Source organism: Providencia sp. PROV252 (assembly GCF_033676005.1).
GTDB classification, from domain to species: Bacteria; Pseudomonadota; Gammaproteobacteria; order Enterobacterales; family Enterobacteriaceae; genus Providencia; species Providencia vermicola.
Genome location: NZ_CP096294.1, coordinates 679,585 through 695,156, shown reverse-complemented (window position 1 = coordinate 695,156; position 15,572 = coordinate 679,585). Strand labels below are relative to the sequence as shown.

Sequence of the window (15,572 nt, the reverse complement as noted above, 5' to 3'; positions counted from 1 at the left end):
GCCTTTGAATATAAAAGATAGCAAAAGAATATAACCGATAAAAATAAAAGCGAAAGAGCTACGCCCTTCCGCTTCTATAGTGAACAGGCTGAATAAACCTGCCTAAAATCTTACACGATGCTTTATGCTACCGCGGCTGCCCCCAAGGTCAAGAAGAAGCCAGCAATAGTCGCACTCATTAAGTTAGACAATGTTCCTGCCATGACAGCTTTCATGCCAAGACGCGCAACGTCGCCACGGCGATTTGGTGCCATTCCGCCTAAACCACCCAGCAAAATTGCCACTGACGATAAGTTCGCAAAACCACACAATGCGAATGAAATAATGGCTTTTGTATGATCAGACAGTACTTGCTTACCTGCAGCAATCACTTCTGCATCGGCCTTCATGTATTCACCGAAATTCATGAAGGCAACAAATTCATTCACAACAATTTTTTGACCAATAAATGAGCCCGCAATAGTGGCTTCACTCCACGGCACACCAATTAAGTAAGCGATAGGCGCAAACAACCAACCTAATAGCAACTCAAGGGACAGCTGAGGATAATCAAACCAGCCACCAATACCACCTAAAATACCGTTGATTAATGCAATCAATGCAATGAACGCTAATAACATTGCGCCAACATTCAATGCTAATTGCATCCCTGACGATGCTCCCGCTGCTGCGGCATCAATAATATTTGCAGGACGTTCATCTTCTGCAACTAAATCAGTCGCGTTAACTCTATCGCGCGCATCTTCTGTTTCAGGAACCATCAGTTTTGCGAATAACAGACCACCAGGTGCTGCCATAAATGATGCGGCAATCAAGTATTCCATTGGCACGCCCATTTGTGCGTAACCCGCTAACACAGAACCCGCCACTGACGCTAAACCACCACACATAATCGCGAACAGTTCAGAAGTGGTCATGGTTGCAATATAAGGACGAACAACTAAAGGTGCTTCAGTTTGACCCACGAAAATGTTCGCCGTCGCAGATAAGGACTCAGTTCGTGATGTACCAAGAACTTTCTGTAAACCGCCACCCAATACTTTAATCACCAACTGCATGATACCTAAGTAATAAAGTACAGCGATCAACGATGAGAAAAACACAATGATAGGCAGAACGCGAAAAGCAAAAATAAAGCCGCCACCGCCAAATAATTCAAACATTTTGTCGGACACTAAGCCGCCAAAAATAAAGCTCATACCATCTTGACCATATCCGATGACTTTAGAAACACCATCAGACATCCCTTGTAGCACGCTGCGCCCAGCAGGGACATATAACACTAATGCGCCGATTGCCAACTGGATAATAAAAGCACCACCTACAGTGCGAAGTCTTATCGCTCGGCGATTGCTAGAAAATAGGATAGCTATCGCGATGAGTACCGCCATTCCTATAATACTCATAATGAGTTGCATGGAAGGATCCCTGTTCACTTGATTCTAGGTTGATATATAAGGAAACGTGTAAGTCGCCTTGTCTCTTTGTGTGATGATTATACCTAGTCATCATGAATAACTCGCAATGTTCATCACAAATACGAGGTGCAAGAAACACTGAAAATTCAAATAATGTGATAAAAATCACAAAACTGAGTCGGTTTTATCTGGAAAGGCCCTAAAGGTGCCATAAGTCGTAGTAAAAGCTGAATGGATTAAATCAGATGGGAAACAGATTTATATAAGTATTACTTATCGTTTTAACTGTTTTTACTTTGTCAGATTAAATAACGACAGGCTATTATTGTAAAGTTGTTGAGCGATTTCTTCTGGAGATTCGTGGCGAAGCTCACAAAATGAACGAAAAACCCACTCAAGACGCTCTGGCCGATTGGGCTCTCCCTGGAAACCTGAAACAGGCATATCTGGCGCATCAGTTTCAAACAATAATGATGTGAGTGGTAATTGCGACATCACATAGCGAGTTTTATTAGCGCGCTTATAGGTTATCGTTCCCCCTACACCAATATAATAACCAAGTTTAACAAAAGCTTGAGCTTGGGATAAGCTCCCCGAAAAACCATGTACCACACCGCGAGCAGGCACATCAATACGGCGCAATATCGCTGCTAGTGGGTCATGCGTTTTGCGGGAATGCAAAATGACAGGTAAATCAAACTGCTTTGCCAGCTTAAGTTGCGCGATTAACAATTGCTGTTGACGCTCAAACTGCGGGTTTGGCATGTATAGATCGAGTCCAATTTCCCCTACTGCCACGCAGTTTTTATTTTTCTGCTGAAGGTAATCCACTAATACATCAAAATGTGCATCTTGATACTGACTGATATACAGAGGATGAAACCCCATCGCTGCATGCAATTGTGGGTATTGCTGCGCCAATTGCCATACACGAGCGAAGTTATCTAAACTCACCGTAGGAATAACAATCTGTTCTACGCCACTTTGTTGTGCAAGGTGCAAGCTTTCGCTAAGCGCATCACTAAAAGGCGGAAAATCAAAATGGCAGTGTGTATCAATAAATTGTGGTTTATCCATTACGATTTTCATTCACTGGCAATATAATTGAAGGTGCCTCGACAAGCTCTGGCACTATGTCTTCAGGCACTGATGCATTTTGCTCTGAAGGTTCGATATCAATCTCAAGGGGATTGAGTTCCATCTTCCGCGCCAAAGTGCGACTGAAGCTGTTTTGACTCTGATTAAACCCTGCACCAAGAGCAGCAATGAAATAACGCCCACAACGTCGCCCTGTATGATAGTCTTCATTTAAGGAAGAGACTTTACTCCCCAACGCACTACTTTTTAGCGGAACTGGTGGGTAAATTTCGAAAACTTGCACATCTTTAGGCGGATTTTCAATAAATTCTTGTGTCTTACGATAGCTTTTCAGATGCACTTTCAACATCGCCGCCATGCGCTGTAATCCGTTATTCTCACCTTCCAACCAGCGCGTCATTCTTTTCACCCATTCAGGGGTGAAATACATTTGGGATGGCACAGTACGGATCACCACAATTGTTTCAGCCCCGCGTCGGTAGGCTTCTTCAACAGGGATTGCCGCACTAATCCCACCATCGTGGTATAACGTGCCATCAAATTCAACGCCTTCGCGGTAGAACCCAGGGATTGCACTCGATGCACGAATAATATCCAGCCAAGTATCTGCATTGGGTTGTAAAAACTCAGCAGAAAAATTATCACTACGGCTAGCCCCCATATAAAATTCACGGCCTGAATCCAAGAGATCCAGCCCCGCTTCCATTCTCAAAGGGAACTCTTTTGCTGTGGTTTCTATCAACCAATCGAGGTCAATGAGGTGACCCCCACGGATAAAACGTAGTGGATTAAAAAACGCAGAATTGGTGGTATAACGGGTGATCACACGGCGAGCGTAGCCTGCTTGCCCGCAAATATAAGCAGACAAATTTTGCGCCCCTGCGGAGGTACCAATCATTAAATCAAATGGATTAAAGTCAGAAATCAGAAACTCGTCCAGTACACCTGCAGTAAAAATCCCTCGCTGCCCGCCACCTTCACAAATCAATGCGGTTTTTCCTGAGTTGATATTATCTAAAAATGCGAGAGGCTCAATAGTGCCTAAAGTGACTGAAACGTGTTTTCCCATAATACACCTGAATGAATTGAATAGCGTTCATGACTCAAAAACAGAATGAGCTTCCCTTTGAAAGCTCATTCTATCGGCATTGTACAATAAACATTCATCAATTCGGGCTATTGAGACATTTATTTACAGATTAGTTAGCAAGCACTAATCCATTTTGCACAGATTTCACGCCATTAACGCGGGAAGCGACCTGCGTAATTTTATCGATTTGGTCAGCTGATTTCACAAAACCCGAGAGATAGACTACACCGTTAACAGTTTTGACGGATACACTATTGCTGGAAATTCCCTTGGTGCCCAGTAATTTTCCTTTCACATCTGCAGTAATTGCCGAATCATCAATGTATTCGCCCGTATTTTTTGCGCCGCTAGAAATAGCATTCCCCGTATCTTTACCTGCCATTTCAACGGTTTTGGCCGCACTGTCCCACGTTTCAGAAGCTTGTTTTTTCAGCGCGCCGTCTGATGATGAGCTGCATGCAGTGAGTGCAAAGCTCAATCCAATAGCAGTAAAACTACTTAATAGCATTGCCTTTTTCATAGGAACCTTCCTTTCACTGTGGTAAACGAGTTAACGTTACTAGCCTAAGTAAAAAAACAGAAAAAATAAAGTGGTTCAAGGGTAAAGACAGAATATTCTTGATGAAATAGTTTTAAAGATAGGAAAAGGCTCTCTAAAAGAGCATCAGGAAGAGATAACCCGCTACTTCATGATGAAATAGCGGGTTAAAAACAAGACTAGTGCTCGCGTGTTTTACGGAACCGAACGTCTGGGTAACGTTCGCTGGTCAGGTTGAGGTTCACCATCGTTGGTGCGATATACGATAAGTTATCACCGCCATCAAGGGCTAAGTTTTGCTCATTTTTGCGCTTAAATTCTTCGAATTTCTTCGCATCATCGCACTCAACCCAACGTGCCGTTGAAACGTTAACAGCTTCGTAAATCGCTTCAACGTTGTATTCACTTTTCAGGCGCGAAACGACCACGTCAAACTGTAGTACCCCTACCGCACCGACGATTAAATCGTTATTGGTTAATGGACGGAACACCTGCACCGCACCTTCTTCAGATAACTGAACCAGCCCTTTCAGCAGCTGTTTTTGCTTCAGTGGATCACGTAAACGAATGCGACGGAACAGCTCTGGTGCAAAGTTCGGGATACCCGTGAATTTGAGTTCTTCACCTTGGGTGAACGTATCACCAATTTGAATCGTCCCGTGGTTATGCAAACCAATGATATCCCCAGCGTAGGCATTTTCGACCTGAGAACGATCCCCTGCCATAAAGGTTAATGCATCGGAAATTACCACGTCTTTTTTGATTCGCACTTGGCGTAACTTCATTCCTTTTTCGTAGGTGCCTGAAACAATACGCATAAACGCAACGCGGTCACGGTGTTTCGGGTCCATATTAGCTTGGATTTTAAAGACGAAGCCCGTGAATTTTTCTTCTGTGGCTTCAACTTCACGCACGTCAGTTTGGCGGGCTTGTGGTGCTGGCGCCCACTCGACCAAGCCGTCTAACATGTGGTCAACACCAAAGTTACCTAATGCGGTACCGAAGAAAACAGGGGTCAATTCCCCTTCTAAAAACGCATCATGGTCAAATTCGTGGGAAGCGCCTTGAACTAGCTCTAACTCATCACGCAATTGTGCAGCCAATTCATCACCCACCGCCGCATCTAAATCAGGGTTATTTAACCCTTTGATGATACGAACTTCTTGAATTGTATGACCTTGACCTGTTTGGTAAAGAATCGTCTCATCACGCAGTAAATGATAAACCCCCTTGAATAACTTACCGCAACCAATAGGCCAAGTGATTGGACAACAAGCAATTTTCAGCTCATTTTCCACTTCATCCAGTAGTTCCATTGGATCACGAATATCACGGTCGAGTTTATTCATGAAAGTCAGAATTGGCGTGTCACGCAGACGGGTAACTTCCATCAGTTTACGAGTACGATCCTCAACCCCTTTACCAGAGTCAATAACCATTAAGCAGCAGTCAACAGCAGTTAACGTACGATAGGTATCTTCAGAGAAGTCTTCGTGCCCTGGGGTATCCAGTAAGTTAACTAAGCAATCATTGTACGGAAACTGCATCACAGATGTGGTAATCGAAATACCACGCTGTTTTTCCATTTCCATCCAGTCGGATTTTGCATGCTGATTGGAGCCACGGCCTTTTACTGTACCTGCACGTTGAATAGCGTGCCCGAACAGCAATACTTTTTCTGTAATCGTGGTTTTACCCGCATCGGGGTGAGAGATGATAGCAAACGTTCTACGCGTGCTAACTTCCTGTAGAAAATTCTGATCTGTCATTTAACCGTTCTTTTCGTCTGAATACAGATTTATAGCGGCACGCATCTTAGCTTAATGTAGCATTTAGCGGTGCAAATCCGTCTTGTTAAACATAATTGGCGGATATTTTCGCAGATCTTGGGGGTATTAACAATCAAAGCATCGAGGTATGACAAAAACAATACCCCGATGAGACATAAAAATGACTTAAATAACGAACGGATTACGACAAAATCAATTGAGTGATTTCATCGCCTAACGCCTGAGTACTTGCATTACCGCCCATATCACGGGTTAAGTGACGGCGCTCTTTGATCGCCGTTTCCACCGCAACCATAATGCTATCGTGCATTTCAGGGCAACCTAAGTGTTGCATCATCATCGCTGCCGCCCAAATCGTCCCTATTGGATTAGCAATATTTAACCCTGCAATGTCAGGGGCTGAGCCATGGACTGGCTCAAACATCGATGGGAAGTCTTTTTCTGGGTTGATATTGGCAGACGGTGCAATCGCAATGGTCCCTGTACAAGCAGGGCCTAAATCAGACAAAATGTCCCCAAATAAATTTGACCCAACAATCACATCGTAAAACTCTGGCATACGCACTAAGTTTGCCGCAAAAATATCAATGTGAAATTGATCGACTTTAATCTCTGGGTAGTGTTTTGCCATTTCTGCCACGCGGCTATCCCAATACGGCATGGAGTGGAATAATCCGTTAGATTTAGTCGCTGAACTCAGGTGTTTTTTCTCACGAGTTTGCGCTAATTCAAACGCATATTTTAAAATGCGGTCAGTGCCTTTGCGGGTAAAAATACTTTGTTGCAGCACCATTTCATCTTCAGTGCCTTCATATTGAATACCACCAATAGCAGAGTATTCTCCTTCTACGTTTTCACGCACCACATAAAAATCAATATCCCCTGGTTTTTTATCCGCCAGTGGACATTTGATCCCATCAAATAAGCGAACTGGGCGCAGGTTAACATACTGGTTAAATGCACGGCGAATAGGCAACAATAAACCCCATAACGAAATATGGTCTGGTACACCAGGGAAACCTACAGCACCAAGAAAAATCGCATCAAACTTTTTCAGTTGTTCTAAACCGTCTTCTGGCATCATACGCCCAGTGCGGTGATAGGTTTCACATGACCAATCAAATTGTGTAAAGTTGAGTTTTACATTGTGTTTGCTTGCTGCGGCTTGTAAAACTTTTAACCCCTCGGGGATCACTTCCGTACCAATACCATCGCCAGGAATAACCGCTATGTTGAATTGTGACATGGTGAAAACCTCTGATAAATGAATTAGGTGTGTTTTTCTCCAGTTTAGGGATTGCTGTGATAAAGTATAGACATGAACTGTAATCCTTAGGTTTACAAACTATGAACAAGCTCCCTGCGTTAGAGGACATTCGCGTTTTTGTCACTGTCGCCCACTTAATGAGTTTTTCTCAAGCGGCAGCACAGCTATTGGTTTCACCTGCCTATATTTCTAAACGAATCAAACTGTTGGAAGAAAATCTTGGGCAAACGCTATTTTTTCGAAGTGCACGCTCAATTAAGCTCACGCATGAAGGACAAATTATTCTACGCAGCAGCGAATTGATGTTAGCGGAACTTGAACATATGCAAGAAACGCTCAATGCTTGCCGTGAAGAAATTCGTGGTACACTGCGGATCAGTTGTAGCACAGGGTTTGGCAGCACTTATATCAATCCGTTTATCCTATCATTACGCGCTCAGTACCCTTTATTAGCTATCGACCTGACGTTAACAGATAAATCCGTCGATATTATTAATGAAAACATTGATGTGGATATTTGTATCGGAGGCACTATCTCCGATCAGTTTATTGCACGGCGTATCGCTGCCAATCAACGCATACTCTGTGCCGCACCTCGCTATTTAGAAAAAAATGGCTATCCAGTATATCCACAAGAACTTGAACAAAAACATTCTTGTATTGCGATTAAAGAACGCAATCAAGCCCCCGCGGTGTGGAAATTAGCCCACAACCAAGAAAGTATGACCGTTAGCCCAAACAGTCAACTCACCGTGAATAATGGTGAGGTTGCAAAGCAATGGTGTTTAAGTGGGGAAGGCATCCTACTGCGATCATTGTGGAGCGTCTTGCCAGAATTAGAATCTGGACAGTTAGTGCGTGTTCTCCCAGAATGGTACCAAACCGCAGATGTTTATGCCGTTTATTCGAGAAGTATTCGAACAAGTGCTAATCTTAGAGTTTTCATTGAAAATCTCGAACAATACCTTGCGACCCATTTGCAAAATGGATTTATGGCAACACCTTCAGTAAAGGTTGATAGCAATTGATTACAGAAACTGAGACATTCAAAGAACGTTTATTAAAATTACTCAAACAAAAGAAAATGAGCCAACTTAAGGCGGCACAAGCCCTTGGCGTCTCCCGAACCGCCGTCAATAAGTGGACAAAAGGTGGTATGATCGACGAAGACAACCTTGATAAATTGGCAACGTTACTGGATGTCGATAAAATTTGGTTAAAATACGGCGAATATACGAACAACCAAATCACGGTCACCAATGCAGGGGTGATGCGTAACATCAACGAAGTGCACCTGCAAGAATCTGCCGATATCGTAACGTGGGAGTGGGATTTGCTCACAGGGGAATTGAACTACTCAGATAATGTCGAAGCCGTTTATGGCATTAAAATTACGACTAATGAAGATTTTTGGGCATTGATGGCGCCTGAGTCCAAAGAGAAGCTGGTGAATGGTTACTCAAAAATCATTCGTGAAGGCGGTGCCCATGAGATGGATTTTAAAATTAACTGGGAAGGCGAGTACCGTTGGATCACTTCTCGCGCCACAGGGGTTAAAGGGCCAAATGGTAAAGTCACTAAATTGGTTGGGATCAGCCTTGATAATACCGAACGCAAGAATAGCGAATTACGCCTACGAAAAATTAAGTGCTATTTTGATGTTTTACTCTCCCACTTCAATTACTTAGTCGCTTTCACTGACAAAGCTGGTGAAATTCTTGCCAGTAACTTAAGTAGCCAATCCACTGAAATTGACTACCTCGAACTGCAACGTTTATTGTACCAACTCATCATTAATCACAAAACATGGCTAGAAGAAGTGTGCCAAACAGGCCGTGGACAAATTGTGTTTCAAGATAAACAAATTACTGCATATCAACATTTTAATGATGAAAACCAACCCTTTTTGATGTTTGAACTCAAACCAATTTAATACTCCCCCCACAAACAACGGTGGGGGAATGAATTTATAAATCAAGTACTAAACGCTTACTTCTTGCCCTAGATACGCATAACATCATGGTTTTTTGCTCTGCTTTCTCATCGTCATCTAAATAGTGGTCACGATGATCAGCTTCGCCTTCAAGGATCGCGGTTTCGCAGGTTCCGCAAACCCCATTACGACATAAACACTCCACATTGATGCGCTTATCCGCTTCAATAGCCTGTAAAATAGACATATCTTTGCCAACTTCTAAGCTAAAGCCTGAACGTTGAAAGTAAACTTCGAAAGAATCCCCTTCACTGGCGACTTCACCAAAGTTTTCAAAATGTACCTGTGATCCCCCTAAGTATTGGTTACCTTTTTCAATCACCTCATTAATTAATGATTGAGGGCCGCACACGTACACATGGCTAGACGAAGGTTGGGACTGAATCAATTGCTCGACAGACATCCTCTGCCCTTGGCTGCCATCATAAAGGCGCAAGCGTGAGCCAATACGCTCTTGTAAATGCTCGACAAACGCAGCGGTTTTCACATCGCGAAAGCAATAATGTAACTCAAAATCCATACCGCCTTGCTCTAATTCATACAAATAAGACATAAACGGTGTGATACCGATCCCCCCAGCAATTAGCAAGTGCTTACACTGGTTATCCTGTTCAAGGGAAAAGAAATTTTGAGCAGGTGAAAGATGAATACAATCGCCAACAGACAGCTGCTCATGCATAAATGCCGATCCACCTTTCGAGTTTTCATCACGCAAAACGGAAATACAGTAACTGCCTCTATGTTTTGGGTCGCTAATCAGCGAATAAGCGCGCTGTAAGCCCGTTTGCTCCCCCATGTATACAGTGACATGACTGCCTGCACTAAAAGGCAAGAAATTTCCCTCTTGGGCAACAAATTCAAACATTTTAACGGTTGAACTCACTTGTTCGATTCGGCTGACATTCACTGCAATTTTTTCTTGGCTCATCACCGCGTCCCTCTTATTCGCCGACATCTAAGCACAGGTATTTGATACTTAAGTAGTCTTCAATACCATATCGAGACCCTTCTTTACCTAGCCCTGATTGTTTAACCCCACCAAATGGTGCCACTTCATTAGAAATCAACCCTGTATTGATCCCCACCATGCCACTTTGCAGTTTTTCAGCGACGCGATAAACACGGTTCACATTACGGGAGAAGAAGTAAGCCGCGAGTCCATAAATGGTATTATTTGCTCGCGTAATAACTTCATTTTCATCAGTAAAGCGGATCAACGTTGCGATAGGTCCAAAGATTTCCTCGTGCACAATGTCCATCGAATCATCAACATCCACCAGCACTTTTGGATTGAAAAAATGACCTTGCTCTTTGATTTCATTTCCCAATACCAACTGTTTTGCACCTTTTGCCAATGCGTCTTGCAATAGTGCATTCATGCCTTCAATAGCCCGCGTGGTAATCATTGGTCCAATATCTGTACCAACATCCGCCCCGTTCCCAACTTTCAACTTGGCGACTTCTGCAACAAACTTGGTCTTAAATTCGTCGAAAATAGCATCATGAAGGTAGAAACGGTTGACGCAAACACAGGTTTGGCCGCCATTACGGAATTTCGCTTGAACTGCACTGCTCACCGCTTTATCAATGTCCGCATCCTCGAACACAATAAACGGTGCATTACCGCCAAGCTCTAACGACGTTTTCTTGATGGTTGATGCACATTGTTCTGATAGCACACGACCGACTTGTGTTGAACCTGTAAATGAAAACTTGCTGATAAGCTCATGTTTTGTCAGCCTTTCCCCTAAAACTCGAGAATCCCCAGTGATGACGTTAAATATCCCTGCTGGAATACCGGCTTCATCCGCCAGCTGCGCTAATGCGAGAGCAGTAAAAGGTGTTTCTGTTGCAGGCTTAATAATGATGCTACAACCCGCGGCCAAAGCGGGGGCGGCTTTTCGCGTGATCATCGCCGCTGGGAAATTCCACGGCGTGATAGCGCTACAGACACCAATCGGCTGTTTTATCGTTGAAATACGGTTGCTACCAACAGTTTGGGGGATGGTTTCCCCATACACACGCTTACCTTCTTCCGCAAACCACTCAATAAAAGAGGCTGCATAGCGAATTTCTCCTTTAGCTTCGTGCAGCGGTTTACCTTGTTCGAGGGTCATGATCAGGCCAAGATCATCAACATTGGCTTCGATCAACTCAAACCAACGGCGTAAAATGATCGAACGTGCTTTCGCGGTCAATTGTTTCCAACTTTCCATTGCACCGTAAGCCTGTTCAATAGCGTCATCCACTTGTGCTGCCGTTAGGCTGGGAATAGTCCCCAGCACAGATTGGTCAGCAGGATTCGTCACAGAAATTTTTTTATCTGAATCAACCCATTGCCCATTAATATAACAAGACTGACGAAAAAGCGTCGGGTGAGTGACTGTCTGCATATGTGACGGCTCCTTTCATTATTCTTCGGTATGTGCACCAGCAACAATTTTGTGGAAATGCGCCACACCGTGCTCACTGATCCCACTGCGTTGTCTGTCGGCCATAATGCGTCCTTGACCACGGTAGCCCCGCGATCTCAGCCCTTTTTGAACACTTTCAACTAAGCGCAAATCTTCTGGGCGGAACACGGTGCGATACCATTCCACTAAGTTTTTCTGGTACTCAGTCAATTCTTCATTAAGGAAATAAATATCATAGTGTTGCAAGGTCTCCCCAGCGTTCACAGGGAACTCATAGATAACCGTCATGAAGTCTCCTCCTGGCGGCATATTGAACATGGTGCTTGGCCAAATCCAAAAACCAAAGAAGCGCGGGTCTAAAACGGATTCATCAAACTGATAAGAAGATTCAGACGGTTTTGCTTTACCAATTTGTACCGTCCAATTATCCAGAAGTTGGTGCTCGTAAACATTCACATCCACAGAGCTGGCGAAACTGACGTGGTTGGTAGGGCAGTGATAGCATTCAATATAGTTATCAACAATGGTCTTCCAGTTAGCTGGCGTATGACTAACAAAACGTGCTGCCAATTTTAAATCGCTAATCACCGCACAAGCTTCTTGCATTTTTTCAGCGAGGCCAGGTAATTGCTCTTCGATCGGTTGCGGCTCACCCACGGTCATATTCACATAAATAAACCCTGCATGTTCAATCACATGAAAGCTGCTAAGTGACATCGCATCAGACTCAAAGTTATTCACATTTTCACAGTTTGTCGCATGCGCTAACTGACCATCGAGTTTGAAAGCCCACGCATGGTAAGGGCAAGTAATTACATTTTTAACTTTACCGCTATCACCGCTAATTAATTGGTGACCACGATGTGGGCACACATTATAAAAACCACGTAAAACATCATCACGACCACGCACAATCACTAAGCTTTCACCGATCAATTCACGGGTGATATAGGAATTTTTTTCTTTAACTTCACTAACGTGGGCAACACAAACCCATGAGTTAGCAAAGATTTTTTCTTTTTCATATTCAAAAATATCATTAGATGTGTAATAACGCGCAGGGATTGTCCATGCGTTATCAATATCAAGGTGATCATTAATCGAAATGACTTTAGCTGCATTGCTCATAATTGCCCTCACTTATGTAAACTTATAGTTAACATCTTTTTTATGGATGTTAACGAAGATCGCATAAATGATCAAACAAAATATTGCGCGATATTCAAACAATATTTTATTTAATAATTAAATCATTCGGTTAAATGATATTAAATTAAACCAACTGTTAATAATTGGTTAATTACTTGTTGACTACACAATCTTTGCATGGCTATTCTCTGTAAACCCAAAGTAACCACAGTTAGCTGTACCCTTAAAAATAAACAGGCATTCCCTGCAAGCCAACTCTCATAAAAGACAAAAAATAAGTGAGCAACTGGAGAAGAGGTATGATGAATCATAAGAAATCCGTATTTTACGTGTCGTTAGCCATTAGCTTGGCTATCATCAGTGTGGGCGCATTTATCCCCGACAAACTGGAAGCATTTTCACATTCTGCTCTGAGCTTTATCTATAACAACCTAGGTTGGTTCATTCTGGGCTCTGTTTTTATCTTTTTTAGTTTCTGCATGTTCCTTGGTTTTTCTAAATTCGGTCATATTCGTCTTGGCGATGACAGCGATAAACCCGAATACAGTACGGTGACATGGATTGCCATGCTATTCAGCGCATCTATTGGTATCAGCTTGATGTTCTGGGGAGTTGCAGAACCTGTTTCCTACTACATCAGTCCACCCATTGGCCAAGGCTCAACTGAGCAATCCGCAAAATCAGCGATGCAGTATGTTTACCTTCATTGGGGCGTTTCCGCATGGGCCTGTTACGCACTGGTCGGTGTCGCTTTAGGGTATTTTCAATTTAGAAAAAAGCTACCTTCATCAATTAGTTCCGTTTTCTATCCCTTAATTGGCGATCGAATTTATGGTTCTGTCGGTAAGCTAATTAATGTGTTAGTGATGCTTTCCGTTGTGATTGGCATCGCCACATCATTGGGGTTTGGTACACTGCAAGTTAACAGTGGCATGAACTACTTATGGGGGCTTCCAATTAGCATTTACGTGCAAATTGGGTTAATTGCAGTTATCACTGTTGTTTATATCGCATCAACCATCTCTGGATTACAAGGGGCGATTAAACACCTATCGAACCTGAATATCATCCTCGCATTAGCATTGATGGCATTTATCTTTATCTCTGGTCCAACTCAAACCATCTTAAAAGTGTTGTTCCAAGGTATTGGCGATTACGTACAAAACTTTGTCAGTATGTCATTTCGTACTGAGCCTTATAATGACGGTACTTGGATTGCTAACTGGACACTGTTTTACTTCGGCTGGTGGATTGCTTGGGCACCATTAGTCGGTAGCTTTGTCGCGCGTATTTCGAAAGGGCGAACCATTAAAGAATTTATGATTGGTGCAGTATTTATTCCAGTATTAAGTGCCTTTGCATGGTTTGCCGTAATGGGCGGTTCGGCTATTCATTTAATTCAAAACTTAGGGCAAACAGCGCTCGCGGATGCAGTGAAAACCGATGTGACATCAGCGTTATTTAAATTCTTAGATTATTTCCCTGCATCTACTTTCATTAGTGTACTTGCCATTGCATTGGTGTTGATCTTCTTTATTACTTCAGCAAACTCGGCGGTGTTTGTTTTGGGCATGGTCAGTGAAAATGGTAATCCTAACCCGTCCCACATCACCAAAACAATTTGGGGTGTTGTGATTGCCGCGATTGCGGTTGTACTCATCATGACGGGCGGGTTATCAGGATTACAATCAGCGCTAGTTGCTATGGCAGTCCCTCTTTCCATGATGATGCTGTTAATGTGTTATTCCACTTATAAAGGGCTGAACGAAGAAGTGAATGCACAGGTCGCAGTCCAAAGACAGACAAAAGAAGATCTCTCAATGGCCAATGAACCTGTATTACCCGAAAAATAGTTAAAAAATGAATTTATAGTCGCTCAACAATAAAAACCCCAGAACATTTGGCATGTGCTGGGGTTTTTTACTCGCTTTCAGGAGCAACTATTGGGAGCCAAACAGTGTGAGCGCTAAGACTAATGCGTCTTCTCGGCCTTTTTTAGCAGGGTAATAGTCTTTTCGTACAGTGACTTCATGAAAACCGAGTTTTTCATACAAATGCAATGCAGAAGCATTTGATTCTCGGACTTCTAACCAAAGCGTCATAATGCCTTTATTCATCAGCTCACTAATCAACTGTTCTAGCAATAAACGCCCATATCCCTTGCCTTGGTAATCAGGGTGAATAGCGATATTAAATAGTGTTGCCTCATCCAGAACACATTGCGTTATCGCATAACCAACAATCTGATTATTAATAGAAATTTTTAGGTTATGATACTTTTCCCCTTGATTCCCATAAAAAACTCGCTCAGTCCATGGAAAATCATGGCTTAACTTCTCAATTAAGAAGGCAGTAGCAAGATCAGATTGCTTTAGTGTTGAAATTTTCATCATATTGATAAATTTGTTTCCATAGTGCCTGTTTGGCGCTGATACTCGTCATAAGCTCAGACAAAACAGGTGAAAAGTACGTCATTTTTGAACCTTCTGGATGGGTTTCCCCCCCGAGAACCCAACAAGGAATTGTTATTGGTGTTGGGATTAAATTCAGCTGCTCAGAATTAATGCAAACCACATCATCTTGTGCAATTCGCATTGAAAGAAAAATATCTTTTAACAGCTGGCTATTTAAATCAAGGTTCTCATCAGTAATAATAATAAGCTTAGTCGACGCTGGGATCCTGACACCACGTTCACCACGTAACACAGCTGGATTTCTCACCATCCATTGAGTGATCCCCATTTGTTCTAAAAGCCTGTCACGTCGTGTCATTTATTTTTCCAGTCGCTATTTTACAACCCCATCTTATCAAAGG

The 15,572-nt window shown here is 42.9% G+C and carries 14 protein-coding genes; 3 read left to right on the top strand and 11 right to left on the bottom strand.

Going from position 1 to position 15,572, the window contains the following annotated elements; genetic code table 11:
* Positions 1-122: 122 nt before the first annotated feature.
* The 6 genes from M1F05_RS03005 to M1F05_RS02980 all read right to left on the bottom strand — a co-directional run bounded on the left by M1F05_RS03005 (position 123) and on the right by M1F05_RS02980 (position 7,180).
* Positions 123-1,406, bottom strand: coding sequence for a NupC/NupG family nucleoside CNT transporter (locus tag M1F05_RS03005; RefSeq protein ID WP_206084786.1), 1,284 nt, complete (start codon positions 1,404-1,406; stop codon positions 123-125).
* A 303-nt stretch (positions 1,407-1,709) separates the two neighbouring features.
* Positions 1,710-2,495 (bottom strand): TatD family hydrolase, encoded by a 786-nt coding sequence (locus M1F05_RS03000; protein WP_241016852.1) that lies wholly within the window; start codon positions 2,493-2,495, stop codon positions 1,710-1,712.
* Entirely contained in the window at positions 2,488-3,585 is a 1,098-nt protein-coding gene (locus M1F05_RS02995; protein ID WP_206084487.1) for a patatin family protein, read from the bottom strand. The genes M1F05_RS03000 and M1F05_RS02995 overlap by 8 nt, the downstream gene beginning before the upstream one ends.
* A gap of 130 nt (positions 3,586-3,715) precedes the next feature.
* On the bottom strand, positions 3,716-4,126 hold the full coding sequence (locus M1F05_RS02990) for a BON domain-containing protein (protein WP_206084486.1): 411 nt from the start codon (positions 4,124-4,126) through the stop codon (positions 3,716-3,718).
* Positions 4,127-4,323: 197 nt separating this feature from the next.
* A complete protein-coding gene (prfC, locus tag M1F05_RS02985) occupies positions 4,324-5,913 on the bottom strand; it encodes a peptide chain release factor 3 (protein ID WP_206084485.1) in 1,590 nt (529 codons plus the stop codon).
* 202 nt (positions 5,914-6,115) lie between these two features.
* Positions 6,116-7,180: a tartrate dehydrogenase gene (locus M1F05_RS02980; RefSeq protein WP_206084484.1), complete on the bottom strand. Its 1,065-nt coding sequence runs from the start codon at positions 7,178-7,180 to the stop codon at positions 6,116-6,118.
* A 101-nt stretch (positions 7,181-7,281) separates the two neighbouring features.
* Here M1F05_RS02980 and M1F05_RS02975 point away from each other — a divergent pair, with 101 nt between their 5' ends.
* Positions 7,282-8,229, top strand: a complete 948-nt coding sequence (locus tag M1F05_RS02975; protein WP_206084483.1) for a LysR substrate-binding domain-containing protein — start codon at positions 7,282-7,284, stop codon at positions 8,227-8,229.
* A complete protein-coding gene (locus M1F05_RS02970) occupies positions 8,226-9,134 on the top strand; it encodes a helix-turn-helix domain-containing protein (RefSeq protein WP_241016851.1) in 909 nt (302 codons plus the stop codon). Before M1F05_RS02975 ends, M1F05_RS02970 begins: the two co-directional genes overlap by 4 nt.
* Positions 9,135-9,168: 34 nt before the next feature.
* Here M1F05_RS02970 and M1F05_RS02965 read toward each other — a convergent pair whose 3' ends face one another.
* The 3 genes from M1F05_RS02965 to M1F05_RS02955 are packed head-to-tail and all read right to left on the bottom strand — an operon-like array spanning position 9,169 to position 12,736.
* Entirely contained in the window at positions 9,169-10,122 is a 954-nt protein-coding gene (locus M1F05_RS02965) for a PDR/VanB family oxidoreductase (RefSeq protein ID WP_206084482.1), read from the bottom strand.
* 13 nt (positions 10,123-10,135) lie between these two features.
* Positions 10,136-11,587, bottom strand: a complete 1,452-nt coding sequence (locus M1F05_RS02960) for an NAD-dependent succinate-semialdehyde dehydrogenase (protein WP_206084481.1) — start codon at positions 11,585-11,587, stop codon at positions 10,136-10,138.
* Between the two features lie 18 nt (positions 11,588-11,605).
* Positions 11,606-12,736, bottom strand: coding sequence for an aromatic ring-hydroxylating oxygenase subunit alpha (locus M1F05_RS02955; RefSeq protein ID WP_206084480.1), 1,131 nt, complete (start codon positions 12,734-12,736; stop codon positions 11,606-11,608).
* Between the two features lie 320 nt (positions 12,737-13,056).
* On the opposite strand from M1F05_RS02955, the gene M1F05_RS02950 reads away from it, so the two are divergent.
* Positions 13,057-14,610, top strand: a complete 1,554-nt coding sequence (locus tag M1F05_RS02950) for a BCCT family transporter (RefSeq protein WP_206084479.1) — start codon at positions 13,057-13,059, stop codon at positions 14,608-14,610.
* Between the two features lie 87 nt (positions 14,611-14,697).
* Here the strand turns inward: M1F05_RS02950 and rimI are convergent, their stop codons facing one another.
* Positions 14,698-15,150 carry a ribosomal protein S18-alanine N-acetyltransferase gene (gene rimI / locus M1F05_RS02945; RefSeq protein WP_206084478.1) on the bottom strand — a complete coding sequence of 151 codons (453 nt, stop codon included), beginning with the start codon at positions 15,148-15,150 and terminating at the stop codon, positions 14,698-14,700.
* Positions 15,119-15,529: a DNA polymerase III subunit psi gene (locus M1F05_RS02940; protein ID WP_206084477.1), complete on the bottom strand. Its 411-nt coding sequence runs from the start codon at positions 15,527-15,529 to the stop codon at positions 15,119-15,121. Before M1F05_RS02940 ends, rimI begins: the two co-directional genes overlap by 32 nt.
* Positions 15,530-15,572: the final 43 nt, after the last annotated feature.